Raw genomic sequence first — 21,991 nt, 5'->3', positions numbered from 1 at the left:
CGCCAACAACGCCCCTTAGTGCTAAATTAGCTATAATCTCGATATGCAAAAAAGTCCTAAAGCCTTACATTTGTGGGGGCTGTAGGGCTTTTTTTGACTAGTGTTCCAACGTAAGCTCAGCTATGTACTAAGTAGTGACTGATGATCGGTACGTTGTCACGATATCTACTTGGTGTGCCTCAATATACTCTAGAAGTTTTCTGTAATTTTTCAGAAGTACTGCTCTGTTCGACCAGTTATTCTCCTCATCTGCAACCTTTGGCTCCACAAAGGTTCCATTTCGGCTGAAAAAGAACTTGCTTTCTTGAATGCACATCATAGTGTGGTCCCAGTCGGCATTAAATACGGCATCAAAGCTCAGTAAGAAGTTGGAAATGAGTGTATTGAGTTCATTGTGGGCTTTGAAGCCTCCCGTCTTCTGGATTGCTAGTGACCTCGTTAGGTCTAGAATCTCATTGAGAACTTCTCGGTCGTCCCGTTTGGCTTGCTCGTCACTGTCGGGGTTCGTCGAGCGGATTATTTCGGAAACGTGCTCTTCTAGATCGGACCAGTTTTTCTCAAAAGCCTGGTTCAAAATTGACTCGTTAAGAACATTGTCAGGGTTGGCTTTGTTGAGGGCTTGAATTAATTTTTTGATCTCGGCCTTCTGAAATGGAGTGACCTGGAACTGCGTGAGGGGGCCGTTTAGATCACTGGTGCCTAAATCGATCAATACAGGGCATACCAAAGAATCATCAACCTGCTTTGATATGGCTCCTGCCTCGAACGCTAACCAAGGGCTTTTTAAGTTTTCTCGTGTAACGAAAAAAATTCCGGCAGACGATGATTCAAGCTCGGCGGCAATGTCGTGTGACCAGCGAGTGCCTTTTTCGATGTCGGTGGGGGTGTAATACGGTTCAACGGTTTGGAGGACGTGGGGTATCCAATTTTTGAAGGCCTCACCCACACGTTTGCTCATTTCGCCAGACCAGCTAATAAAAACCTTCATTTTCGTCCCATGAGGCTGTGTAGAGTTGTTCGTACATTACCCACGTAAATCTGGCTTGTCACGATGAGGAGGTGGGCAAGCTGGGGTGGGTGGTACAAAAAAGGTACATGGCTAGACGTTTAAAGCTAGCAGCGTTACTAGGCGTGGCCTAAGGAAACTATGACTAATCCATTATCGGAGCGATCTTGCGCCTGCTTCTGGCCGATAGCAGTCCCTCACGAATGTTGTCACTCCCGCTCATACCGCCCCACCGAAAACAACGAAAGATCCAGCTCACTCTCCCCCCGCAAACACCACTGCGCAAACGCCTCCCCCAGCGCCGCCGAGTGTTTGAACCCGTGCCCGGAGCACGCCGAGACCACCAACGTGTGTTGCAACCGTGGATGCTCATCAATGATGAAATGCCAAAAAAGGGGACTGATTTATTTTCAAAAAAAAGGAAAAATAAATTAGTCCCCTTTTTTCTAGACCAGCCCCTCCCTCGCGGAAGGTACCTTACCGAAGACCTAGCAATTAAAAATTAAAACATTGAGAGCGCCTTGTTTATATTCTTCGATGCATATTCAAGGATGTCTGGCATATCGAGAGCGACGGGTGCCATAGCAACAAATCGGTCATGGTTAAATGATTGAAGGCCGTTCAATTTTGCCGTTGCTAATAGTGATGCATAGGACATATAGCCATAAGGATGAGATATTCTAGCCTTTTCCACTTCTTCATCAGTAAGGGTGTTGAGTACTTCGAGGCCGATTTCAACTTCATTCAAAGAGTATGCAGCTGTTCCGGCGTTTGTTTTATAAATATAATCTCGAGGAGACATTTTCGTAGCAGTTAAATAGTGCTTAAGCGCTTTTTGACGATCCCCTAAACCGCTCGAAATTAGCCCCCCATGATTATAAATATCAGGGAGTTTCACCCCGAGACTTATAAGCCTTTCAAAGTCAGCGTAAGCTATTTCGTATGATCGTGTTTCTCTTAATGCATTGAAAACTTGATTAGGTGTACTTGGATTGAAATGCCTAACTTTAACTTGCGGATCCCTGCCCAGCTCGGATGAAGCAAAACGAGCTAGCTCTATAGCATGTACAGGATCTAAAATCACATCTTTTTTTGCAAAAAGATTTAGATCATCATTACAAAAAACACCTCCTAAAACGCCTAGCTCTGGAAGTTCGTCAGCAAGGCGGTCCACAAAATTATTTATTGAGTTCTCGTTATAGCTTTTATCTGTCCCTACTACGCATATCGATGACCTATCTAAAACTTCAATGCTGCGCGAGCTTTGAAATTCAGACTGTGCAGATCGATAGAGCCGTGCCAGAGCATTGTTAAGGGCAGCCGTACCGTATTTCCTTAGGTACTCTGGCTCCCGGATAAAGCGAACAACAAGAGCATATGGCTTATTAGTTTTTGGGTTGTTTTTCAAAAAATCTTGAACTGCCTCTGCACCTCCCGCGCGTAGATTGTCATTAATAGAGGGAAAGTATCTGGAAGAGTTTGGAAGTAAATGACCTATACTACCTGCGGGAATCGCCTCTAGAATAGATCCTACCTCGATATTAATACTGACATTGTCAATCGAATCGATAGAAGCGAACGATATTTCTGGCTGACAATCAAAAACAACAATTCTTGCGCTTTCTACTCGGGGGTAAGTCCCTAAGGTTCGAGTGGTCCTACCATCGTTTACTGAAAACTTTTTATATCCAGAAAATTTTGGATTAAAAACTTTAAATTCTTGTCCTGTTGTAACGCCAACGTTAGATCCTATATCAATAGCTATAACGCCAGTGTTTAAGTCTTGCTCTATTACTCGCCCGCAAGAAGAAAGTATCTCATCGTAAAAAATTGCTTGGTTTCGTCCTGCCGCTTTAGCCCGATACAATGCAGTATCAGCCCGATCAAGAAGGGCAGCAGAGGGATCTAGTGTAGAGTCTGATGACGGAACATGATTGTGGAGTGCTACCCCAATGCTCGTTGTAACAGTTCTATCTTGAGTTTGGGGAAGGTTGAGGGCTGACGTATCGCTACTTTCGGATAGCCATTCCCACTCTTTTTGTGTCGGAAGAATCTCTTCAGAAATGGCTGTTCTAAAATCATCTGCCCAAATTTGAAATTTCTCTTTAGTTGTGTTGGCACTAATTAAAACTAAAAACTCCTCTCCAGATGGATGACCTACGTAAATTGTCGGTTCATACGGACCTTCACTCTCAATTTTTAGCGCAACCTCCTCAAGTCTTTTTCCAAATGTTTTTAATACTTGATCTCCATACAAATGCCCCCAAGTATCATTAACCTGTTTGAAATAGTCGATATCTAGCGCCATTACCGCAAGCTTTCTTGGATGCTTGCTTTCTTGTGCTTCTACAAAAGATGAAGGTTGCTCTGAAATCTTCAACATCTCAGCTATCAAAGTTTTCCTAAATTCATCCTTTGCTAGAAGATGAGTCAGAGGGTGGTGTGATACCTTATACGCATTAGAAGCGCTCTCAAGTATTTTTTCAATTCGTGCCCGATACTTTCGTCTTTTTTCTATTTGCGGCGATTTTGCAAATGTTAAAGATACGGTTACGTTTGTGTCAGCTATGAAAAACCAAGCAGTCAGGCTGTTAGGCGCATGATAAGAAATTGACTCTAACCTAGATTTCTCCAAGGAAAGAACTTCATTTGCTTCTGCGCTTCTAAATGTGAGTATGTTAGTCCAGGTATTATTCGAGCTAAAGTGTAGCTCACACTCGCAATCGCCAAGAAACTCCAGCATCAATTCGTTGTAAAAAGCTCTGAGCTTGTCAATTTTCATATGGATACTTTAATTATTGTTTGGTAAGTAACAAGGAGCTGCGAGCTGAATCCACCACAATTGAGATTGCAGCTGGCAACATGAGCCATTGTGCATCGGCTCATACTTGGCGCCTCCGAGATTTCAACTAGCAATTTATAATACTGTAGAGAGCCATTAAACTCATTGGGTTTCCGCAGCGTCGTGAATAAGTGCATGCGTGTCCACCGTCCCTGTTGAGAAAAACAAGTCATTAGCTTCTGCAAGCTCAGCATCATTGATGAATTCGTCGCAGGCACCGAAATAGTGGAAAAAACGATTTAGCTTGCAGACCCCTATTGTATAATGACCTTTTGGAGTCCTGTCGATATAAACACGATTAGCCTTCATTATATGAGCTGCATAGTCATCATAATGTGGATGCACTATTTGAAATGCAGAAGACACAGTCGGATATCTAACCCTCCTCGGACCCTTTATAACTGGCTCATACATCACTTCATTCTTACCTTTGTATTCGTTGCAGTCGGGGCATATTACACAAAGATTTTTTGGTTCAAATATAAATGCTAAATATTGTGATTTTGGTACAATGTGTTCAATGGGCGCGGCGTGGGCTGCTCTAACACCAATCCGCTCTTGACAATAAACGCATGTTAATCTTTGGGCGTTTCTGTAGTAATTTCTTACTTTAGATCGCAAGTCTTGTAAGTCATCATCCCCCCAGTTGACATGCGTAAAATGAGGGTCAGATTTTTTTGCGGCTATAATGGCCAAGCATTCTTCGTCGTATACGATCGACTCATTAATTATCGGCATAGATTTCACACACCTGGACTACAGATGCCACCAACTCTTTTGTTGGATCATTTTGGTCAACATTTTCTGCAAGGTGTTGTAGCTGTTTTAGTTCGCGTGAATTTTCACTTGTTACGCGCTTGGCAGCTTTCACTTTTGAAAGCAGACTAAAAGCAAGTCTTGCAATATACTCATTCATAATGCCCGGCGCATCAAATAACTCTGCCAGTTGGTAGTCCGCTGAGCGATTACTAAAGTATGACGCTTTATAAATTCTATGATCCGAAAGTGATGTTATGTAACAACCTTCCGCATTCAGCCTCGAAATTATTTGAGGTGAATGTGTGGCAATCAAGAACTGGCAACCCCTATATGATGAGAATGTGCTTGTTAGCATAATAATGAATTCTTCCTGCCATCTTGGATGCAGGCTAATTTCAGGCTCATCAATTAATATGATCGAGTTATCAGTTATATGACCGGCGATTCCCAACATAATTACAAGCAAACACTGCTCACCGGAGCTTGCACGCTTGAGAGACATTGCTCCGTAATTTTTCTTCGTTAAACGGACGTCCATCAACCGCATAAGCCCTGCGCTTAGTAGTACTAGGATGGCTTTGGCAAGACCTCCGCTAGCATAATGAGATCCTGCATAAAATTCTCCGCTGGTGAAGTCGACAGCTAACGTGACAGCTTTACGAGAAACTTCGAAACGATGGACTTCAATCATGGCATCGTAGATGTCATTGCGTTGAAGTTCGTTGTAGTTAGATAGCTGATTAAAGTATCTTTCGTCCAAGCTAATGTCATGCATAAGAAATAGACCATCAATCTCGCGCAAAATATCGTTCCCGAAGAAGTCTCTTTGCTCTTGGCCGACTGATGGCTTTCCGATGTAACCTGGCTTGAAAACGAACTCAGCGTATGGCTCAAAATTTAGCGAATTGAATACATCAAGTAGATTTGCCGTGTTGTCCAGACTGGCTAATTTTTCAAGCCATCCCTTGGCAGCGGATGATAATAATGATACCGCGCTTGATATACCAAATGGTCCTTCGCCGCGCATGCCTACATATCTATAATTTGTGTTGACATCGTGCGTGCTAGTTGATCTTCTGTTTGATGGAAATTTATCAAACGGGCTGGTGGATACAGCAATTAACTTTGGTGTACTGTCTGAAGTTCGATGCCGCAAAGAATCTGAAAAATCGGTATAGTCATGAGTACAGGCCTTTGCAATTTCAGATAGCAAACGGCTTTTTCCTACACCGTTTTTACCTACAATTACTGTGAAGATATTTTGAGATTCTGGCACATCACCTTCGATCGCCAGGTCGATCACTCCATGCTCAGAATTACAATAAAACAACCTTTCCATTTACGCTCCTTGGGGTCTGCCTACGCTATGCAACACCTTCCTTAGCGGAGTGCGCTTGGTTCCGCCCTTGCTTGCCCGTAATCTACGACACAAGCGCTCAAAGGTCATGCAATATCCTGGCATTTAGCCATCAGTGGGGAGGCGCAGCAAGCGATGTACGCGCGACAGTTCTAACGTGTGAGTTGTCCTGAGCTTTATAATCATGTGAACTGGCCGCTTTTGGCCGATAGCAGTCACTCCCAAGCACCATCACTCCCACTCAAACCGCCCCACCGAAAACAACGAAAGATCCAGCTCACTCTCCCCCCGCAAACACCACTGCGCAAACGCCTCCCCCAGCGCCGCCGAGTGTTTGAACCCGTGCCCGGAGCACGCCGACACCACCAACGTGTGCTGCAACCGTGGATGCTCATCAATGATGAAGTGCCGATCCGGCGTGACGGTGTAGGCGCAAACCGCTGACTTCACTACCCGATCCGTCAGCCCGGCAATCCGCCCCTGCACCTGCTGCTCGTACATCTCGCGTTCTTCCTCGGCCGAGACTGTGCGATCCAGAGTTTCAGGCGTGGATGTGCTGTGATACTGCGCCGTCGCCACCTTCAAACTGCCCTCCCCCGGCAATGCGGGAAAGCCATAGAAATCGTCGTCCGGGCCGTGAGTGAAGATGAACGTGGGCGAGTGGCCGACCAGTCCCGCGTCAGGCTCGGTTTCGAACCAGAACAGTTTTTGCCGATAGACGCTGAGCAGTCTGTCGAACGGTGCGCCGAGCAAGCCGCCCGCCCAGTTGCCGGCAGTGACCACCAGTTTGTCCGCCCGCACGGTGCGCTGGTCGGTGGTGACGGTGACGCCCTGTTCGTCCGAGCTGATGTGGGTCACGGTCTCGCCCTTGTACAGCGTGGCGCCGTGTTGTTCGGCCAATCTGAGTTGCACGTCGATGCAGCGTTCGGGCCGTACAAAACCGCCTTCGGGCTCGAAGTAGCCAATGGCGTCGTCGCGCACCTGGGCAAACTGCGGAAAGCGCTGGCGGATCTGGGCAGCGTCGAGGACTTCGTGTTCGATGCCGTAGGTCTGTGCCAGGGCGATGGTGCGCAGGGTGAAGTCGGTTTCGTCGGCGGGATCGAAGTCGGGGCTGGAGGTCAGCACCAGCAGGCCGGTCTGTTCGAACAGGGCCTCGCCCGACAGCGCTTCCAGTTCGCGCCAGATGCGGTGGGAGTTGCGCACGATGGGCACGTATTGCGCGCCCTCGCCCACGGACAGCCGGGTGATGCGGGTGTCGCCATGGCTGGAGCCGAATGTGTGCGGCGGATGATGGCGGTCGATGCCGACCACGTTGACCCCGGCTTTCGCCAGTTGATACACCGTGGCCGCGCCCATGGCGCCGAGGCCGATGACCAGTGCTTCGCATCGTTCCATGATTGATTTCCGCTCAGGCAAAAGAGCCACAGTGAAGCGGATCAAGCGATGGAAAACAATCCGCTGAAAGCCGTGCTCGGGCAAAAACGCGAAAAACCAAAAGCCGTGCGATTACCGGCCAGACTCGTTTGTCCCGCCTTGCATCGCGGCATACCCTCTGACGCCAATAAAAACCATAAGAGAGAGTCCCGCCTTGATCCGTTTCTGCAAAACCACACTCTGCCTCGCCGTTCTATCCTCGTTCGTTGCCACTGCCAGCCATGCCGCCGATGCGCCTTGGGTCGATGGCGCCGTGAGCGCGGTCAATCAGGAAGTCGTCGATCTGCGCTACACGATTCATCACCATCCTGAGCTGGGCAATCTTGAGTTCAAGACTGCCGCGCTGGTGGCCGAGCGGCTGAAGGCGTCGAACATTGAAGTACGCACTGGGGTCGGCAAGACGGGCGTTGTGGGGGTGCTGAAAGGCGGATTGCCGGGGCCGGTGGTGGCGTTGCGCGCCGACATGGACGCACTGCCGGTCAAGGAGATGACGAACCTGCCGTTCGCCAGTCAGGCCACCAGCACGCGACTCGGCAAAAGCGTGCCGGTGATGCACGCCTGCGGGCACGACACCCACACCGCGATGTTGCTGGGGGCCGCGAAGGTGCTGGCCGAGCATCGGGATCAGGTGCGCGGGACGGTGGTGTTTCTGTTTCAGCCGGCTGAAGAAGGCGCGGCCGATGTCGATGAATTCCAGACCGATACCCTGATCGGTGCGCAAGCAATGATCCGCGATGGCGCGCTCGATTCGCCCAAGGTCGAGGCGGTGTTCGGGGTGCATGTGATGGCGGGTTATCCGACCGGGCACCTGTTCTACAAATCCGGAACCGTGCTCAACAGCAGCGACTCGTTCCGCATCACGGTCAAGGGCCAGCAGACTCACGGTTCGGCGCCCTGGAGCGGTGTCGATCCGATTGTCGCCAGTCAGGGCATCATCAGCGGATTGCAGACGTTGGTCAGTCGGCGCGTCGACCTGACCCAGGGCATGGGCGTGATCAGCGTCGGCACGATCAACGGCGGTTCGGCGGCCAACATCATTCCCGAGACCGTGGAAATGACCGGGACCATCCGCACCAACAACGCCGACATCCGCGACACGATCCTGAAAAAGATGCCGCCGCTGGTGAACAGCATCGCCAGCGCCTACGAGACCCAGGCCAATCTGCTGCTGGTGAACAATGCGCCGGTGACCACCAACGATCCGGCCCTGACCGAAGCCATGATCCCGGCCCTCGAGGTGGCAGCGCCGGGCAAGGTCGAGCGCCTGCCCGCCTCGCTGTCGCCGAGCGAAGACTTCTCGTACTACGCGCGCAAGGTGCCGGGGTTGTTCGTGTTCCTCGGCGCGACGCCAGAAGGCCAGGACATGAGCAAGGCGCCGAACAACCACAGCCCCTACTTCACCGCCGATGACGCGACACTGGCCACCGGGGTAAAGGCGCATGTGCAGTTTGTGCTCAATTATCCGGGGCGCGGTCAGCGGGGCTGACTCGTTCCAGTTAAGGATCGATTGGCAAAGGCCCGTTTAATTAACGTTGCAGCTCAGTTGGAAGAGATAAGCCGGATCGAAGACCGTCCTTCCCAATAGCTTCTCCAAGGCGGCGATCTGATCACTCGTCAGATCGTAGCCTTCCCAACCTTGCTGTTCTGTTGTCCATCCCATAACGGCGGCTATCTGGTCGTCGCATCCTCCGGGAAGCTGCGCCTCGAACGCTAGGAGCTCCGTTTTTTGATCGAAGGCTTCGATTCTGTAGATCATAAGGTCAGTTACCAGACGTCGCTGTAGTCAAACGAGATTTGATAGTTGTAAGCCGTAAGGAAAATATTGTGTTGAAAGTAAGGTTGGATAATAGGCGTCCAATTTTCGACTACATTGAAGCCGCCATTATTTATGTTGTTTTCCACTGGGATGCCCAAGGCATTCAAAACGGTTTCATCGTCGCCTAAATCCTTGGAGTACTCTTCGCCCTCGCATAGTTGAGTGTGCTTGTCGTACCACTCCAGTCTCAGCTTTAGTCCCATCATCAACCTCACAAGTATTTTTTTCTGATGCTTCTTTCATCTTTCGGATCCCCGCGTCGTTCTCCTGTAAAAGGGTCAAACGCGCCTAGGTGAGTTCCGTCACTTGCACGATAAACTTCCAACTCTCCGTGCCTTGAGTCCCACTCATAAATTCTCCTGCCTTTTGCATCCTTCCACCGTTCCCGAAGTCCGCCGCCTCCCTGTATAGGGTTCATTTTCTGTGCTTTTTTCAAACCGGGAAAAGCGGTAATTTCTTCTGTTTCTGGAGGTTTATGATAGTTATGCCCCTCTGACGGTAAGCCTTTACGTGAGGTGTTGACCACGATGTACAGCGGCCGAACCCCGGAGTTCGCCGGAAACACCAATATGAAATCCCGATACTCCGGCGGATAAACCGGATTCACCAGAATCCCGCCCGCCGCTTTCGTCGGCGGATACACCCAGATATGCGGCGCCTGCGGAGCAGCCTCCAATGCCGGAATACCAAGGATGTCGGAGCCGTCCACGGCAGGCGTCCAGACCAGCTCAACGCCTTCGCCAAGGTCTGCAATAAACCGGCTACCGCGTGCAGCAAACTGCACGACATCAACCATCTCCCAATCGCGATTCTTGCCGGTGTAGAAGCCGTAACCCTTAAGGCTGCCATCGGCCTGCTGTTCAACGCGCAGGCGCACGCGGGTTCGGGCCTGTTTGAGGGCGAGCAACTGGTCTTCGGTATAGAGCGCGCTATCGCCCAGGTTGGAGGGCATGAACATCGCCACCAGCCCGAGCAACGGGCTGATGACGGCAGCAGAGGCCATCGCAGGCAATGCCTTGAACGCCTCACCGGCAAGGGCAAAAGTGCCCAGCCCCGCAGGAATTGCCGTGCCGCTGATTTTCTTGAGCTCAACCCCACCGCTGTCATCGGCCTCACGGCCACCGAGCAAAATCAGCTCGCCGTAATCCTTCAGGCTGTCTGTCGGCACCATCCCCGACGGATTCGAGTAATCGATGATCGCGTCCGGCAGCTTGCACGACTTGGCAAACACGCAGCCCGCGCGCACCGGCTCAGGCTTGTTCGCCGCCACCTCACGGCTGCGCTCGAAGGCGTCCTGCCTCGTCAGCATGGCGTCGTACTTGTCTTGTCGTTCTTGCTGATCGGCCAGTTCGGTGGCCGTCATGTAGCGGTAGGTAACGTGATGCCCGTCGCCCGCCGGTGGGTTGGGAACCCGAGGAATGTCCTTTTGACCAGCCACTGATTGTCCTTTCGTTCATGCATCGACAGCCCCTCGCAAGGGGCTGCACGACGTTAACGAAGCAGGAAAATCGGGGCTGTAGGACGCGTCTCTAAAAACGTGGGGATTGTTCGACGTGAACGGATTGCATCTCGGCAACAACCGCCTCGATCACACACAAAGCCGTCGGCGACAGGCTCCTGCCCTGCAAACTCACCACCCCGATTTCAGAATGAAACCCCGGCCTGTCGACAACATGAAGCTCGATCAAACGCCCCACCCGAATGTCTTCAGCTACGGCGCCATGGATAACGCCGAGGATGGTGTCAGTCGAGCCGGCCACGGTCTTGAGCAACGCCACATCATCGCACTCCAACACGATGGGCAGCGCCTGGCGGGTGGAGATGCCGAGGGTTCGGGCGGTCTCGAGTTTCACCACTTCCGGCAGGCGCGTTGTGGCGATGCCGTAGCCTTCCAGTTCGCCCATCGACACCTGGCGTCCGGCCAGCGGGTGCTCCGGTCGTACGAAAAAGCCTGCCGAGACCTGGCCCAGCGAACGGATCAGCAGATCGGATTCCGCGGTGAAGTTACGGATATCAGCAACAAAGAATTCGATCGCTTCAGCACGCAACCGCGCTTCGAGAATCTGCCAGTTGTTCACTTCAACGCGCAGGGTGACTGCCGGGTGATCCAGGCGCAGTCGCGGCACCACCTGATGCATCAACATCGCCGCCGGGAACGGGCCGACGCCGAACGCCAGGCTGCCCAGTTGGCGATCGCTGTAGAGCGCCATGTCCCGCTCCAGCGACCGGGCATCGAACAACAGCCGCCGCGCCCGCTCGATCAGAAAGGCCCCCGCCGGCGTCGGGCGGACGTCGCCGGTGTCGCGATCGAACAGGCGCTGCCCGGTTTCGCTCTCCAGCGCCTGAATGCTGCGGCTCAGGGCCGGCTGGCTGAGGTGCACGCGCTCGGCCGCGCGGCCGAAATGGCGTTCATCGGCCAGCGCGAGAAGGTGTGACAGTCGTTTGAGGTCCATTCCAGCGATGCTAGCGACGCATTATCTGGATGTAAACAATGCATTTGATACATCGCTGCCCTGCCCCTAGGCTGGAGCGCATTCGACCCTCGGAGAACAACAAGAATGAAACCGACCCTTTACACGATCATCGCCCTGACGCTGGTGTCCCTCGCCGGCTGCGACAACAAGCCCAGCATCGCAGCCGGCGACGCCACGCCCGCCACGGCCGCGCTGATCCAGGCGTCGATCAAGGGCCTGGATCTCAGCGACAACCGCGACATGGAAGATGCCCAACGCGGCTTCATCGCGCGCCCCACCGGCAAGATCCTCGGCTCCGACGGCAATGTCCTGATCGATTTCGACGCGTACCGCTTCGTCGAAGGCCAGGCGCCGGCCACCGTCAACCCGAGCCTGTGGCGGCACGCGATGCTCAACGCACAGATCGGTCTGTTCAAGGTCCGCGACGGGATTTACCAGTTGCGCGGTTTCGACATCGCCAACATGACGCTGATCGACGGGCAGACCGGCTGGATCGTGGTCGACCCGCTGACCTCCCGGGAATCCGCCGCAGCGGCGCTGGCCTTCGCCCGCGAGCATCTGGGCAACAAGCCTGTCACCGCGATCATTTTCACCCACGACCATGCCGATCATTTCGGCGGTGTGCTGGGCATCACCTCGAGCAGTGAAGTGGCCCAGCGCAACATTCCCATCGTCGCGCCCGCCGGCTTCATGGAGGAAGCCACCAGTGAAAACATCCTGGCGGGCCCGGCGATGGCGCGGCGTTCGATGTATCAGTTCGGCAAGAACCTGACGCCGGGCGCCACCGGCATCGTCGACACCGGGCTGGGCAAAAACGTCGCCTACGGCAGCATGGGCATCCTGCCGCCAACGCAGATCATCGACCAGCCGATCCAGCCGCTGGAACTCGACGGCGTCAGCTTCGTATTCCACAACATGCCCGGCGCGGAAGCCCCGGCCGAGCTGACCTTTTCGATCCCCGCGCTCAAGGCATACGGCGGTGCGGAGCTGCTGACGCAGACCATGCACAACCTGCTGCCGATCCGTGGCGCCAAGGTGCGCGATGCGCTGCGCTGGTCCGACTACATGCAAATCGCCCTGGATGAGCTGGGCGACACCGAGGTCTATTTCGGTCAGCACAACTGGCCGATCCGGGGCAACGAGCGGATCCGCGAATTCATCACCAAGCACCGCGACGTCTACAAATACCTGCACGACCAGACCGTGCGCCTGATGAACGCCGGCTACATCCCCAACGAGATCGCCGACAAGATCCAGCTGCCGGATTCGCTGGCATCGTACTTCGGCACCCGTGGCTATTACGGCGACCTGCGCCACAACGTCAAGGCGATCTACCAGCTGTACCTGGGCGCCTACGATGGCAACCCCGCCCACTTGAATCCGCTGGTGCCAAAGGAATCGGCAAAGCGCTACGTCGAATTGATGGGAGGTAACGCCAAGGTGGTTGAGGCCGCGCGCGTGGCCTATGACAAGGGCGAATACCGCTGGGTCGCTGAGCTGCTGGATCAGGCCGTGCTCGCCAAACCCGACGACACCGCCGCCAAGGAACTGCTGGCCCGCGCGTACGAACAGATGGGCTATCAGGCGGAATCGGCAACCTGGCGCAACAGTTACCTGACGGCGGCCATGGAGCTGCGCAACGGCCCGCCGGCCAAGGGCGTCAAACGCTCCGACCTGATCGAGCTGATGAAGCAGACGCCCACCGAACGCTTCCTCGAAGCCATGGCCGCGAGCCTCGACGGCCCGGCGGCGGATGGCAAAAACTGGACGTTCAATCTGGTGCTGACCGATACGAATGAATCGTTCGTGCTGTGGATCGAGAACGCCGTGCTGCACTATCGAAAAGGCCCGACGGCGGCGAACGCCAACGCAACGCTGACTGTCACCAAGGACCTGTTCGTCCAACTGCTGGGCGGCGCTGCCGGACTCAAGGAAACGCTAACTTCCGATGATCTGAAAGTGGATGGCAGCAAGGTCGATCTCGTGAGATTCCTGGGGTTGCTGGAAAAGGCGCCGGGGAATTTTGCGATAGTCGCCCGGGCAGGAAACTGACCCACCGAGGCCATCGATTGATCAAACTCCCGGTCGATGGCCTCTGGACGCTTACCCAAGCAAAATCCAATGAAAACCGGAGGCTCGGTCAAAGCTTTCCATTGGATTGTTCAGCATCCTGCGCAACCCGATCGCCGCGAAGCCATCCAGCGTATGGACGTAGAACTTGCACCCGAGCGAAACCCCGAATCCATCGTTTTCATCATTGATGATGACGCTCCTCTACGTGAGGCGCTTGGCAGCCTGCTGCGCTCCATCGGCCTGCGCGTCGAGCTGTTCGGATCGGTCGCCGACTTCATGCAATACCAGCGACCTGACCTGCCCAGTTGCCTGGTGCTGGATGTGCGATTGCAAGGCACCAGCGGGCTGGTCTTTCAGCAGGCGCTCGCCGACGCCAACATCCATTTGCCAATCATTTTCATGACCGGGTACGGCGACATCGCCATGACCGTTCGCGCCATGAAAGCCGGTGCCGTCGATTTCCTGGAAAAACCGTTTCGCGAGCAGGCAATGATCGACGCCGTGGTCGCCGCGCATACGCGGGACAGGTCACGCCGCGAGTGCGAACGCCGCCAAAATGAATTGCGCACACGCCATGGGACACTCACGGTCAGAGAGCAAGCGGTGATGGCGCTGGCCGTCTCGGGTCTGATAAACAAGCAGATCGCCAGTGCCATCGGCCTGAGCGAGATCACCGTGAAGATTCACCGCAGCCAGGCCATGCGCAAGATGCGCGCGCAGTCGTTTGCCGATCTGGTTCGAATGGCCGAAAGTCTGGGCATTAACCATTAGATGTATCGCCCTTATGCGGCGCGCATAGAGTTGTTTATATACGTTGGTATGACTTCTCCATACGCTGGCAGGATAAAACCAAACTTATGCAACATGGTTGATCCCTACCGCCAACAGTAAAATCCCTCCATCAAATGCGACGGCCGGCAAAGTTATTGACTTCGTGGTTTCCTCGCGCGCCGACACTTGTCGATCCACTCATTGACTCAGGGATGACTGATCAACATGTATGACTTTTTTGAAGACTCGTACCGCGTGCTGAAGTTGTCCCACGTGTTGCTGGTCGGTGGCCTGGGCATGTTGATGGTGGGGATTTTCCTGGCTTATGTGTTTGACGCTCACTTGAACTTGCCCACGCTGGTCGGCGCGCACGGGATGACGATCCTCGGGCCGACCGCGATCAAGCTGGGCTACGTCATGCGCTTGATTGCGTACAACCGTATTCGCCTGGCAGCACAGGAACATGGAGTTTCCCATTAGAAGTATTCGATTGAGTTCAGACCTGTCTGGTTGCAACCGGAAGGTCATTAACGAAATCCCACTACGACTCAGGATGATCATGATGAAAACTATTGGATTGGTATTACCCGTCGCCATTGTTTCAGCCACCTGGATAGTTGCCACTCATGCATTCGGCGCAAGTTGCCTGCCCGATATGCCGGTGGCGAACAGGCAGGAAACCAGTGCTCCGGATTCAGAAACTTCATCAGTGCAACAGCACCGGGCCAGAAAGGCGCCGACCCAGATTGCTGAAGGGGGGGCGGATCGGCTGATGGAGCGTCGTGTTGCCGAGGGCGGTTCGGATCGCCTGATCGAACGCCGGGTGGCCGAAGGCGGCTCAGATCGCCTGCTCGAACGCCGGGTAGCCGAAGGAGGCTCAGATCGCCTGATCGAACGCCGGGTAGCCGAAGGAGGCTCAGATCGCCTGATCGAACGCCGGGTAGCCGAAGGAGGCTCTGATCGCCTGATCGAACGCCGTGTTGCCGAAGGCGGCTCCGATCGCCTGATCGAACGCCGGGTAGCCAGCAATCAGTACGATGCCGCGATGAACATGCAAATGCATTTTTCGATGGATTGATTGGCCGGCTGAGCCCTTACTCCGGCAACCCCGCCAACCGCAAACCTTCGGCAAACCGGGCAATGTCTTCAGGTCGTTGAATGGGCAACCACGCGCGCAGGCTGGACACCCGCAACGTCGGGTCCAGCTGACGCACCCGTTCCATGGCCTGCCCGGCTTTGTCGGCTCGTCCATTGAGCGCGTGGCTGGCGGCGATCAAGGCCGCCGCTACCAGCAGACTGGGCAGGTTTCCCTGCGCTTTCTCGGCCCAGGAAACCGAACATTCGAAGCGACCGGCGAAGAAGTGCGCCAGCGCCATCCCGACCTGCATGCGGAACATTTCCGGATCCAGCGGGCTCAGGCGTACGGCATGTTCAAGGTTGGCAATGGCGGCTTCGGTTTCGCCACCCAAGGCGCGCAGGATGCCACCCAGATACCAGGCCGGCGCCAGATTGGGGTTGAGCAATCGAGCTCGATCAAGCAGGGCGATGCCGCAGTCGACATCCCCGGTCAGATGGGCCAGGGCATGACCGCAACGGGTCAGCGCCACGGCGTCATCGCGCCCCAGTTCCACACCCATGCGCGCCAGCCGCGCACCTTCGGCGATTTCCCGGGGCCGGTCGGTCATCCAGCCGTTGAGCTTGCGCCAGAAGTGGCACCACGCAGCCATGCCATACGCCGAGGCAAATTCCGGATCCAGTTCGATTGCCCGGTAGAACAGCGCCAGTGACTGCTCGATCGCCTCTTGAGTGCCGATGTGCAGCTTGGCCGTGCCCCGCAGGTAGTAATCGTAGGCATCGAGGCTGTCGGTGGGCTTGCGTTTGGCCCGCTCGATTTCCGCGCGCTCGAGCTGCGGCGCGATGGCGCCCACAACGCTTTCGGCCACCTGATCCTGGAGTTCGAAAATATCGTCGAGCAGGCCTTCGAAGCGCTCGGCCCACAGATGCGTGCCGCTGCACGCATCAATCAACTGGCCGGTGATGCGGATCTTGTTGCCGCACTTGCGCACGCTGCCTTCCAGTACGTAACGCACGCCCAGTTCCTGCCCGACGCCCCGCGCGTCGACCGCCCTGCCCTTGTAGGTGAAGCTGGAGTTGCGGGCGATGACGAACAGCCAACGCAGGCGCGACAGCGCGGTGATGATGTCTTCGACGATGCCGTCGGCGAAGTAGTCCTGCTCGGGGTCGCCGCTGAGGTTCTGGAATGGCAGGACAGTGATCGAAGGTTTTTCCGGCAGGACGAGTGTCGCGACCACCTCGGGTTTCGCAGGCGCTTCAGGCGTATTGACGGGGCTGTCGCACGGGCTGATTTCACCGACAAAGCGATAGCCCTTGCGCGGCACCGTACGCACCATGCGCTGCTGCTCACCGGTGTCGCCGATGGCCTTGCGCACGGCGTTGATGTGGCTGGTGATGGTTGATTCGGAAACGATTCGGCCACTCCACACGACGCTCAATAGTTCGTCCTTGCTCACCACCCGCTCACGGTTGCTGACCAGTAACAGCAACAAGTCAAAGACCTGCGGCCCGACAGTCACGACTTGCCCGCGCCAGGTCAGTTCCCGGCGCTGCTGGTCGAGCAGGTAGTCTTCAAACACAAATTGCACGGTGGCTGTTCTCTGGTCTGGCGCCCCCGACTCCGTGTCCGAGCGGGCGATTGTCGTGCGCCCAATGATACGGCAGACCCTGGGCCGTCGCACCGGTCTGGGCATTGGTCTACGCATCTGCCGACGGATTGGCCTGTCTGGACAAAAAACCAAGGCAAATCCAAGGTCATCACAAGGATTTGCCCGAGCGCCGCAAGCATGCTCAACCCACATCGACAGCAACGGTTGCGGTCGGCAAGTGGAGAGATGCCATGAAGATAGTCGTAATCGGAGGCACCGGCCTCATCGGATCGAAACTTGTGAACAATCTGCGCGAACGCGGCCACGATGCCCGCGCCGCCTCCCCTAATACCGGCGTCAACAGCATCACCCGCGAAGGCCTGGCCGAAGCGATGGACGGCGCCCAGGTGGTGGTCGATGTGTCCAACGCCCCTTCGTGGGAAGACCAGGCCGTACTCGACTTTTTCGAAACCTCCACCCGTAACCTGCTCGCCGCCGAAGCCGCCGCCGGGGTTCGCCATCACGTGGCGCTGTCGATCGTCGCCAGTGAGCGCTCGCCTGCCAACGGCTACTTCCGTGCCAAGGTCGCGCAGGAAAACCTGATCAAGGCCTCGAGCATTCCGTACACCCTGCTGCGGGCCACGCAGTTCTTCGAATTTGTCGGCGGCATTGCCCAGTCCGCCACCGTCGGCGAGGAAGTGCGCCTGTCGCCGGCGCTGATCCAGCCCATGGCTTCTGACGACGTCGCTGCTGCGCTGACGGATGTGGCACTGGCAGCGCCGATCAACGGCACACAGGAAATCGCCGGTCCCGAAGCCATGCCGCTCGACGAGTTGGTCCGGCGTTTTTTCCGCGCCACCCACGACACCCGCAAAGTGATCCCGGACGTCCACGCCCGCTACTTTGGCGGCGAGCTCGACGACCAGTCGCTCACCCCCGGCAGCAGCAACCCGCGCCTGGGCCCGACGCGCTTTGAAGACTGGCTGGCGAAATCGACCCAGCACTGAAACACCCCACCTATTTCAAGGAGTATTGCCATGTTCAGCCGAATCCTGCTGGCCGCCACGTTTGCGGCCCTTTCAATCTCATCCGTCTCGGCCGCCGAGCCGCAGGCAGGCAAGGTCACCGTGGTGTTCGACCGCGCCCTGCCGAACGTTCCGGGAAAATCCATGAAGGGCGTGCTGGTGGAATACGCACCCGGTGGTTCTTCGCCGGCGCACTTTCATCCGAAGTCCGCGTTCATCTACGCCACGGTGCTTGAGGGCGCCGTGCGCAGCAAGGTAGGCGACGGGCCGGAGAAGGTCTACAAGGCCGGGGAAAACTTCGTCGAACAACCGGGCGACTTCCACGCGGTGAGCGCCAATGCCAGCACCACCGAACCGTCACGTCTGCTGGCAGTGTTCGTGCTCGACAGCAACGAGACCGACCTGGTCAAACCGGTCAAGCCGTAACCGATCCATACGCCAAACCACCTCCGGCAGCGCGGCTGCCGGAGAGCACCGCTAAGGGGCGCGTTCAAGGTCGGCGTTGCAAAACATGGCCGATCAAAACATTGATCTTTCGCCCCACACCCAGTAAAAAACCGTCTTCCCTTTCCGCCCTTGCAAGGAGCAGCGGATGCTCGAACTCGCCACGCAACGCCTGGACCTGCGCACGATGGTCGAATCCGACTGGCCGCTGTTCCTCAGGCTGCATTCCGAGCCGCAGACCATGCAGTACGTGTTCGGTGAAATTGCCGAAGAACAGGTACGCAAAGGCTTCGAGCATCGGCTTCCGGCCTGGGGGCCGCAGTCGGATCACTGGTTGTGTCTGGTGGTGACCGACAGGGCCAGCGGGCAGGAACTGGGCGTGACCGGTTTTCGTATCCTGTCGCCAGGGCATGCCGAGGTGGGTTGCCTGCTGTTGCCCGAGCATCAGGGCAAAGGCTTTGGCACCGAGTCGCGGCAGGCGATCATCGACTATGCCGCCGCCATCGGCCTGGACTCATTGGAGTCGACCGTGACCGACGGTAATATCGCGTCCTGCAAGGTTTTGGAGAAATGCGGTTTTGTATTCGAGCGCCGCGTGCCGCAGGCCTATCAGATTGGAGATCGGTGGTTTGACGACCTGATCTACCGCTATCAAATCAGTTGACCCCGTTTTATCAGCGACCGCCAAGGAGGCCCTCGTCGTGAATCCTTATCAATGCCTGCCACCCCGCGCTTTCTGGCGCACCGCCGTGGCTGACAAGCCCGCGCTGAACATCGATCAACTGTGGACGCCGCAGTTCGAGATCGGCAACAAGGACGCCATCGTCACCGCCGGCTCGTGTTTCGCCCAGCACATCGGCCGGGCGCTGGGCGAACGCGGCATGAACTGGCTGGATGCGGAACCGGCCCCGGCCGAACTGCCCGCAGCCGACTGGAAGGCCCACAACTACGGGGTGTTCTCGTTCCGCACCGGCAATCTGTACACCCCGGCGATGCTGTGCCAATGGCTCGAATGGGCCTTGGGCGTGAGCCTGCCACCCGACGAAACCTGGGCCCATGACGGGCGTTTCTTCGACCCATTCCGCCCCGCCGTGGAGCCCGACGGCTTTGCCAGCGAGGACGCGCTGTTCACCTCGCGCGAAGCCACCCTCGACGCCATTCGCAGCGCCCTGCGCCGAGCCAAAGTGTTCGTGTTCACCCTCGGTCTGACTGAAGCCTGGCAGAACCGTCAGACGGGTCTGGTGTATCCCGTGTGCCCCGGCACCGTGCGTGGCACTTTCGATCCGCAGCTGCACCGTTTCTGCAATTTCGGCTTCATGGACACCTATGGCGACATGGTGCGGGCGCTGGAATTGATGCGTTCGATCAACCCGCAGCTGCGCCTGCTGCTCACCGTGTCACCGGTGCCCCTGACGGCGACGGCCACGGGCGAACATGTGCTGAGCGCCACCACCTATTCCAAATCGGTGCTGCGCGCCGTCGCCGGGCAGCTGTGCGAAGACCTGCACGACGTCGACTATTTCCCTTCTTACGAAATCATCACCGGCACACCGTTCAAGGGCGCGTTCTACCAGCCCAACCAGCGCGAGGTCACGCCCGAAGGCGTGGCGTTTGTCATGCAGCAGTTTTTTGCCGGGCTCGATGCGGTTCAACCGGTGCAGACGCCGGTCAGCGTGCCCTCCACCTGCGTGTCCAGCGAGGAGCTTGTCTGTGAAGACGCCGTGCTCGATTACTACGCCTAGGTTTCTGCTGCTGGGCGACTCCCATGCCGGGGTCATCGGCAAAGCCGCGCAGGCCCGCGAGTTGCCGTTCAGCGGCGGCCCGCTGGGCACCGGCAGGGATTTCGCGGTGGATTTTTTCAGCCTGACCCGCCATGACGTGCTGTTTCGGGACGCCGAGATGGAACGTCTGTATCGCCAGGCCCTGGCGCCTTTCGAAGTGCCGCAGCTGGCGAAGGTCGGGGTGCCGCTGGTCAGCACCCTCGGCCTGAGCCTGCACTACCTCGCCACCGCGCCGAACTGGACGTGCTACCAGACACCGGACGGCGAATTCGACGAAGGTTTTCTCGCAGGTCCCCTGTTCGAATCCATCGTCGACACCTTGTCCAAACCTGCGCTGGCGTTCTATGAACAGGCCCGGGCGATGAACCTCAAGGTGTTCGCCGTGCTGCCGCCGCAGCGGGTGCCAGAGTTGTCCGATCCGCGGGTGTTCATGGCCGCGCAGGCGCTGCTGATCGAGCGCCTGCAAGGGCTCGGCATCGAGCTGATCGACGTGCGCGCGGCGGCGAACGATGAGCAGGGTTTTCAGCTTCCGGCGTACTGCGAAGTGGATGACCCGTTGCACGGGAATCTGGCGTTTGGCGAGCTGATCGTCGAGCAACTGCTCAAACAAGGTCTGTAAATGAGCGGTGGGAACGGCCCCCGCTCCCACCGTTTTTTTAGACTCAAGCCTTTGGCTGCGTCCCCAGAATCGTCACCCGCTCGCCATACCGCGAGTGCGGGAAATAATCCCAGACCGCATGGTGTTGGGTGCAGCGGTTGTCCCAGAACACCAGACTGTTCGGCGCCCAACGCACGCGGCAGCTGAGGACCGGCTCACGGGCCACCAGATCGAACAGCATGTTCAACAGCACCTGACTTTCGCCGCCAGACAACTGGACGATGTGCGAGGTGAACCCGGAATTGACGAACAGTGTTTTACGCCCGGTTTCCGGGTGGCGAACCACCACCGGGTGCTCGGTTTTCGGCAGGTTGGCCGGCGCCTCATAGCCCTTCCACGGAATCGCACCGTCATGGATCGCGGTCAATTCGCCGAGAAACTGCTGCATCGTCGGCGACAGCATTTCCAGCGCCAGGTGCATGTTGGCGAACAGCGTGTCGCCGCCGGTGCCGATGGCCGGGGTTTCCTTGACGTACAGCATCGAGCCCATGGACGGCGCCAGATCGGCGGTGCCGTCGGTGTGCCAGGTTTCGCCGGCCACATAGCGCGATTGCGCATTGGCGCGGATCACCACCAGCTCCGGGTCATCGCCGTCGATGTCCTCCACCGGCAGCGCCCGCAGCTCACCGAACAGCCGGCCAAACGCCTTGTGTTCGTCCACCGTCAGGTGCTGATCGCGGAACACCACCACGTGATTCTCCAGAAAGGCCCGGCGGATTTCCGCGAGCTGCTCGTCGCTCAGCGGCTGCGAAAGATCGACGCCGCCGATCTCGGCGCCGATGATCGGCGTGATCCGCTCGACCGTGATGTGTTGATACGGCGCGCGCCGTTCGGCGGCGATGCGCTCGATTGCCTTGAGTGCCAACTGATCCATGTTCCCTCACCCTT

General features: G+C 56.3%; 21 protein-coding genes and 1 pseudogene. 10 read left to right on the top strand and 12 right to left on the bottom strand.

Features of this window, described 5'->3' with window-relative positions:
- Nucleotides 1-127 precede the first annotated feature (127 nt).
- The 6 genes and pseudogenes from ACM6JM_RS07205 to solA all read right to left on the bottom strand — a co-directional run bounded on the left by ACM6JM_RS07205 (nt 128) and on the right by solA (nt 7,359).
- On the bottom strand, nt 128-988 hold the full coding sequence (locus tag ACM6JM_RS07205; protein WP_414881550.1) for a TIR domain-containing protein: 861 nt from the start codon (nt 986-988) through the stop codon (nt 128-130).
- 227 nt (nt 989-1,215) lie between these two features.
- Nucleotides 1,216-1,392, bottom strand: a pseudogene (locus ACM6JM_RS07200) (N-methyl-L-tryptophan oxidase); the annotation flags it as partial.
- A 116-nt stretch (nt 1,393-1,508) separates the two neighbouring features.
- Complete coding sequence (locus tag ACM6JM_RS07195) at nt 1,509-3,788, bottom strand: diguanylate cyclase domain-containing protein (protein WP_414881549.1); 2,280 nt, start codon at nt 3,786-3,788, stop codon at nt 1,509-1,511.
- A gap of 162 nt (nt 3,789-3,950) precedes the next feature.
- The gene (locus ACM6JM_RS07190; protein WP_414881547.1) at nt 3,951-4,586 is read right to left on the bottom strand and encodes an HNH endonuclease; all 636 of its coding nucleotides are present in this window, start codon (nt 4,584-4,586) and stop codon (nt 3,951-3,953) included.
- The gene (locus ACM6JM_RS07185; protein WP_414881546.1) at nt 4,573-5,946 is read right to left on the bottom strand and encodes an AAA family ATPase; all 1,374 of its coding nucleotides are present in this window, start codon (nt 5,944-5,946) and stop codon (nt 4,573-4,575) included. Before ACM6JM_RS07185 ends, ACM6JM_RS07190 begins: the two co-directional genes overlap by 14 nt.
- Before the next feature lie 249 nt (nt 5,947-6,195).
- Nucleotides 6,196-7,359 carry an N-methyl-L-tryptophan oxidase gene (solA, locus tag ACM6JM_RS07180; protein WP_414881545.1) on the bottom strand — a complete coding sequence of 388 codons (1,164 nt, stop codon included), beginning with the start codon at nt 7,357-7,359 and terminating at the stop codon, nt 6,196-6,198.
- 193 nt (nt 7,360-7,552) lie between these two features.
- Between solA and ACM6JM_RS07175 the strand changes: the two genes are divergently transcribed.
- Nucleotides 7,553-8,884 (top strand): amidohydrolase, encoded by a 1,332-nt coding sequence (locus ACM6JM_RS07175; RefSeq protein ID WP_414881544.1) that lies wholly within the window; start codon nt 7,553-7,555, stop codon nt 8,882-8,884.
- Between the two features lie 36 nt (nt 8,885-8,920).
- Here ACM6JM_RS07175 and ACM6JM_RS07170 read toward each other — a convergent pair whose 3' ends face one another.
- The 4 genes from ACM6JM_RS07170 to ACM6JM_RS07155 form a co-directional block, all read right to left on the bottom strand.
- A complete protein-coding gene (locus ACM6JM_RS07170) occupies nt 8,921-9,154 on the bottom strand; it encodes a hypothetical protein (protein WP_289205126.1) in 234 nt (77 codons plus the stop codon).
- Nucleotides 9,155-9,162: 8 nt separating this feature from the next.
- Nucleotides 9,163-9,417 (bottom strand): colicin E3-like toxin immunity protein, encoded by a 255-nt coding sequence (locus tag ACM6JM_RS07165; protein WP_064384113.1) that lies wholly within the window; start codon nt 9,415-9,417, stop codon nt 9,163-9,165.
- Between the two features lie 8 nt (nt 9,418-9,425).
- Nucleotides 9,426-10,652: an S-type pyocin domain-containing protein gene (locus tag ACM6JM_RS07160; RefSeq protein ID WP_414881543.1), complete on the bottom strand. Its 1,227-nt coding sequence runs from the start codon at nt 10,650-10,652 to the stop codon at nt 9,426-9,428.
- A 91-nt stretch (nt 10,653-10,743) separates the two neighbouring features.
- Entirely contained in the window at nt 10,744-11,667 is a 924-nt protein-coding gene (locus ACM6JM_RS07155) for a LysR family transcriptional regulator (protein WP_414881542.1), read from the bottom strand.
- A gap of 105 nt (nt 11,668-11,772) precedes the next feature.
- Between ACM6JM_RS07155 and ACM6JM_RS07150 the strand changes: the two genes are divergently transcribed.
- From ACM6JM_RS07150 to ACM6JM_RS07135, 4 genes are all read left to right on the top strand, one after another.
- Complete coding sequence (locus tag ACM6JM_RS07150; RefSeq protein ID WP_414881541.1) at nt 11,773-13,740, top strand: alkyl/aryl-sulfatase; 1,968 nt, start codon at nt 11,773-11,775, stop codon at nt 13,738-13,740.
- A 153-nt stretch (nt 13,741-13,893) separates the two neighbouring features.
- Nucleotides 13,894-14,532, top strand: coding sequence for a response regulator transcription factor (locus ACM6JM_RS07145; protein ID WP_074690961.1), 639 nt, complete (start codon nt 13,894-13,896; stop codon nt 14,530-14,532).
- 225 nt (nt 14,533-14,757) lie between these two features.
- On the top strand, nt 14,758-15,012 hold the full coding sequence (locus ACM6JM_RS07140) for a hypothetical protein (RefSeq protein WP_039771078.1): 255 nt from the start codon (nt 14,758-14,760) through the stop codon (nt 15,010-15,012).
- Nucleotides 15,013-15,085: 73 nt separating this feature from the next.
- Nucleotides 15,086-15,610 (top strand): hypothetical protein, encoded by a 525-nt coding sequence (locus tag ACM6JM_RS07135; protein ID WP_414881540.1) that lies wholly within the window; start codon nt 15,086-15,088, stop codon nt 15,608-15,610.
- Nucleotides 15,611-15,626: 16 nt separating this feature from the next.
- Here the strand turns inward: ACM6JM_RS07135 and ACM6JM_RS07130 are convergent, their stop codons facing one another.
- Nucleotides 15,627-17,195 carry a winged helix-turn-helix domain-containing tetratricopeptide repeat protein gene (locus tag ACM6JM_RS07130; protein WP_414881539.1) on the bottom strand — a complete coding sequence of 523 codons (1,569 nt, stop codon included), beginning with the start codon at nt 17,193-17,195 and terminating at the stop codon, nt 15,627-15,629.
- Nucleotides 17,196-17,446: 251 nt separating this feature from the next.
- Here ACM6JM_RS07130 and ACM6JM_RS07125 point away from each other — a divergent pair, with 251 nt between their 5' ends.
- The 5 genes from ACM6JM_RS07125 (at nt 17,447) to ACM6JM_RS07105 (ending at nt 21,064) form a co-directional block, all read left to right on the top strand.
- A complete protein-coding gene (locus tag ACM6JM_RS07125; protein ID WP_074690732.1) occupies nt 17,447-18,202 on the top strand; it encodes an SDR family oxidoreductase in 756 nt (251 codons plus the stop codon).
- 30 nt (nt 18,203-18,232) lie between these two features.
- The gene (locus tag ACM6JM_RS07120; RefSeq protein WP_074690731.1) at nt 18,233-18,646 is read left to right on the top strand and encodes a cupin domain-containing protein; all 414 of its coding nucleotides are present in this window, start codon (nt 18,233-18,235) and stop codon (nt 18,644-18,646) included.
- A gap of 166 nt (nt 18,647-18,812) precedes the next feature.
- Complete coding sequence (locus ACM6JM_RS07115) at nt 18,813-19,328, top strand: GNAT family N-acetyltransferase (RefSeq protein ID WP_039771072.1); 516 nt, start codon at nt 18,813-18,815, stop codon at nt 19,326-19,328.
- A 37-nt stretch (nt 19,329-19,365) separates the two neighbouring features.
- Nucleotides 19,366-20,406, top strand: coding sequence for a GSCFA domain-containing protein (locus ACM6JM_RS07110; RefSeq protein ID WP_074690730.1), 1,041 nt, complete (start codon nt 19,366-19,368; stop codon nt 20,404-20,406).
- Entirely contained in the window at nt 20,375-21,064 is a 690-nt protein-coding gene (locus ACM6JM_RS07105) for a hypothetical protein (protein WP_074690729.1), read from the top strand. Before ACM6JM_RS07110 ends, ACM6JM_RS07105 begins: the two co-directional genes overlap by 32 nt.
- 43 nt (nt 21,065-21,107) lie before the next feature.
- Here the strand turns inward: ACM6JM_RS07105 and ACM6JM_RS07100 are convergent, their stop codons facing one another.
- A complete protein-coding gene (locus ACM6JM_RS07100; protein WP_039771066.1) occupies nt 21,108-21,977 on the bottom strand; it encodes a TauD/TfdA dioxygenase family protein in 870 nt (289 codons plus the stop codon).
- Nucleotides 21,978-21,991 lie beyond the last annotated feature (14 nt).

The sequence above is a fragment of the Pseudomonas sp. IT-P2 genome, assembly GCF_949767575.1.
GTDB classification, from domain to species: domain Bacteria; phylum Pseudomonadota; class Gammaproteobacteria; order Pseudomonadales; family Pseudomonadaceae; genus Aquipseudomonas; species Aquipseudomonas pharyngis.
This window is presented reverse-complemented; position numbering and strand designations above follow the sequence as displayed.

What these genes read in the sequence shown, in the direction of transcription:
- ACM6JM_RS07165 (WP_064384113.1), bottom strand. Translation starts at nt 9,417, where the DNA reads ATGGGACTAAAGCTGAGACTGGAGTGGTACGACAAGCACACTCAACTA.
- ACM6JM_RS07135 (WP_414881540.1), top strand. Translation starts at nt 15,086, where the DNA reads ATGATCATGATGAAAACTATTGGATTGGTATTACCCGTCGCCATTGTT.
- ACM6JM_RS07120 (WP_074690731.1), top strand. Translation starts at nt 18,233, where the DNA reads ATGTTCAGCCGAATCCTGCTGGCCGCCACGTTTGCGGCCCTTTCAATC.
- ACM6JM_RS07145 (WP_074690961.1), top strand. Translation starts at nt 13,894, where the DNA reads ATGGACGTAGAACTTGCACCCGAGCGAAACCCCGAATCCATCGTTTTC.
- solA (WP_414881545.1), bottom strand. Translation starts at nt 7,359, where the DNA reads ATGGAACGATGCGAAGCACTGGTCATCGGCCTCGGCGCCATGGGCGCG.
- ACM6JM_RS07170 (WP_289205126.1), bottom strand. Translation starts at nt 9,154, where the DNA reads ATGATCTACAGAATCGAAGCCTTCGATCAAAAAACGGAGCTCCTAGCG.
- ACM6JM_RS07115 (WP_039771072.1), top strand. Translation starts at nt 18,813, where the DNA reads ATGCTCGAACTCGCCACGCAACGCCTGGACCTGCGCACGATGGTCGAA.
- ACM6JM_RS07205 (WP_414881550.1), bottom strand. Translation starts at nt 988, where the DNA reads ATGAAGGTTTTTATTAGCTGGTCTGGCGAAATGAGCAAACGTGTGGGT.
- ACM6JM_RS07190 (WP_414881547.1), bottom strand. Translation starts at nt 4,586, where the DNA reads ATGCCGATAATTAATGAGTCGATCGTATACGACGAAGAATGCTTGGCC.
- ACM6JM_RS07185 (WP_414881546.1), bottom strand. Translation starts at nt 5,946, where the DNA reads ATGGAAAGGTTGTTTTATTGTAATTCTGAGCATGGAGTGATCGACCTG.
- ACM6JM_RS07150 (WP_414881541.1), top strand. Translation starts at nt 11,773, where the DNA reads ATGAAACCGACCCTTTACACGATCATCGCCCTGACGCTGGTGTCCCTC.
- ACM6JM_RS07155 (WP_414881542.1), bottom strand. Translation starts at nt 11,667, where the DNA reads ATGGACCTCAAACGACTGTCACACCTTCTCGCGCTGGCCGATGAACGC.
- ACM6JM_RS07195 (WP_414881549.1), bottom strand. Translation starts at nt 3,788, where the DNA reads ATGAAAATTGACAAGCTCAGAGCTTTTTACAACGAATTGATGCTGGAG.
- ACM6JM_RS07125 (WP_074690732.1), top strand. Translation starts at nt 17,447, where the DNA reads ATGAAGATAGTCGTAATCGGAGGCACCGGCCTCATCGGATCGAAACTT.
- ACM6JM_RS07100 (WP_039771066.1), bottom strand. Translation starts at nt 21,977, where the DNA reads ATGGATCAGTTGGCACTCAAGGCAATCGAGCGCATCGCCGCCGAACGG.
- ACM6JM_RS07140 (WP_039771078.1), top strand. Translation starts at nt 14,758, where the DNA reads ATGTATGACTTTTTTGAAGACTCGTACCGCGTGCTGAAGTTGTCCCAC.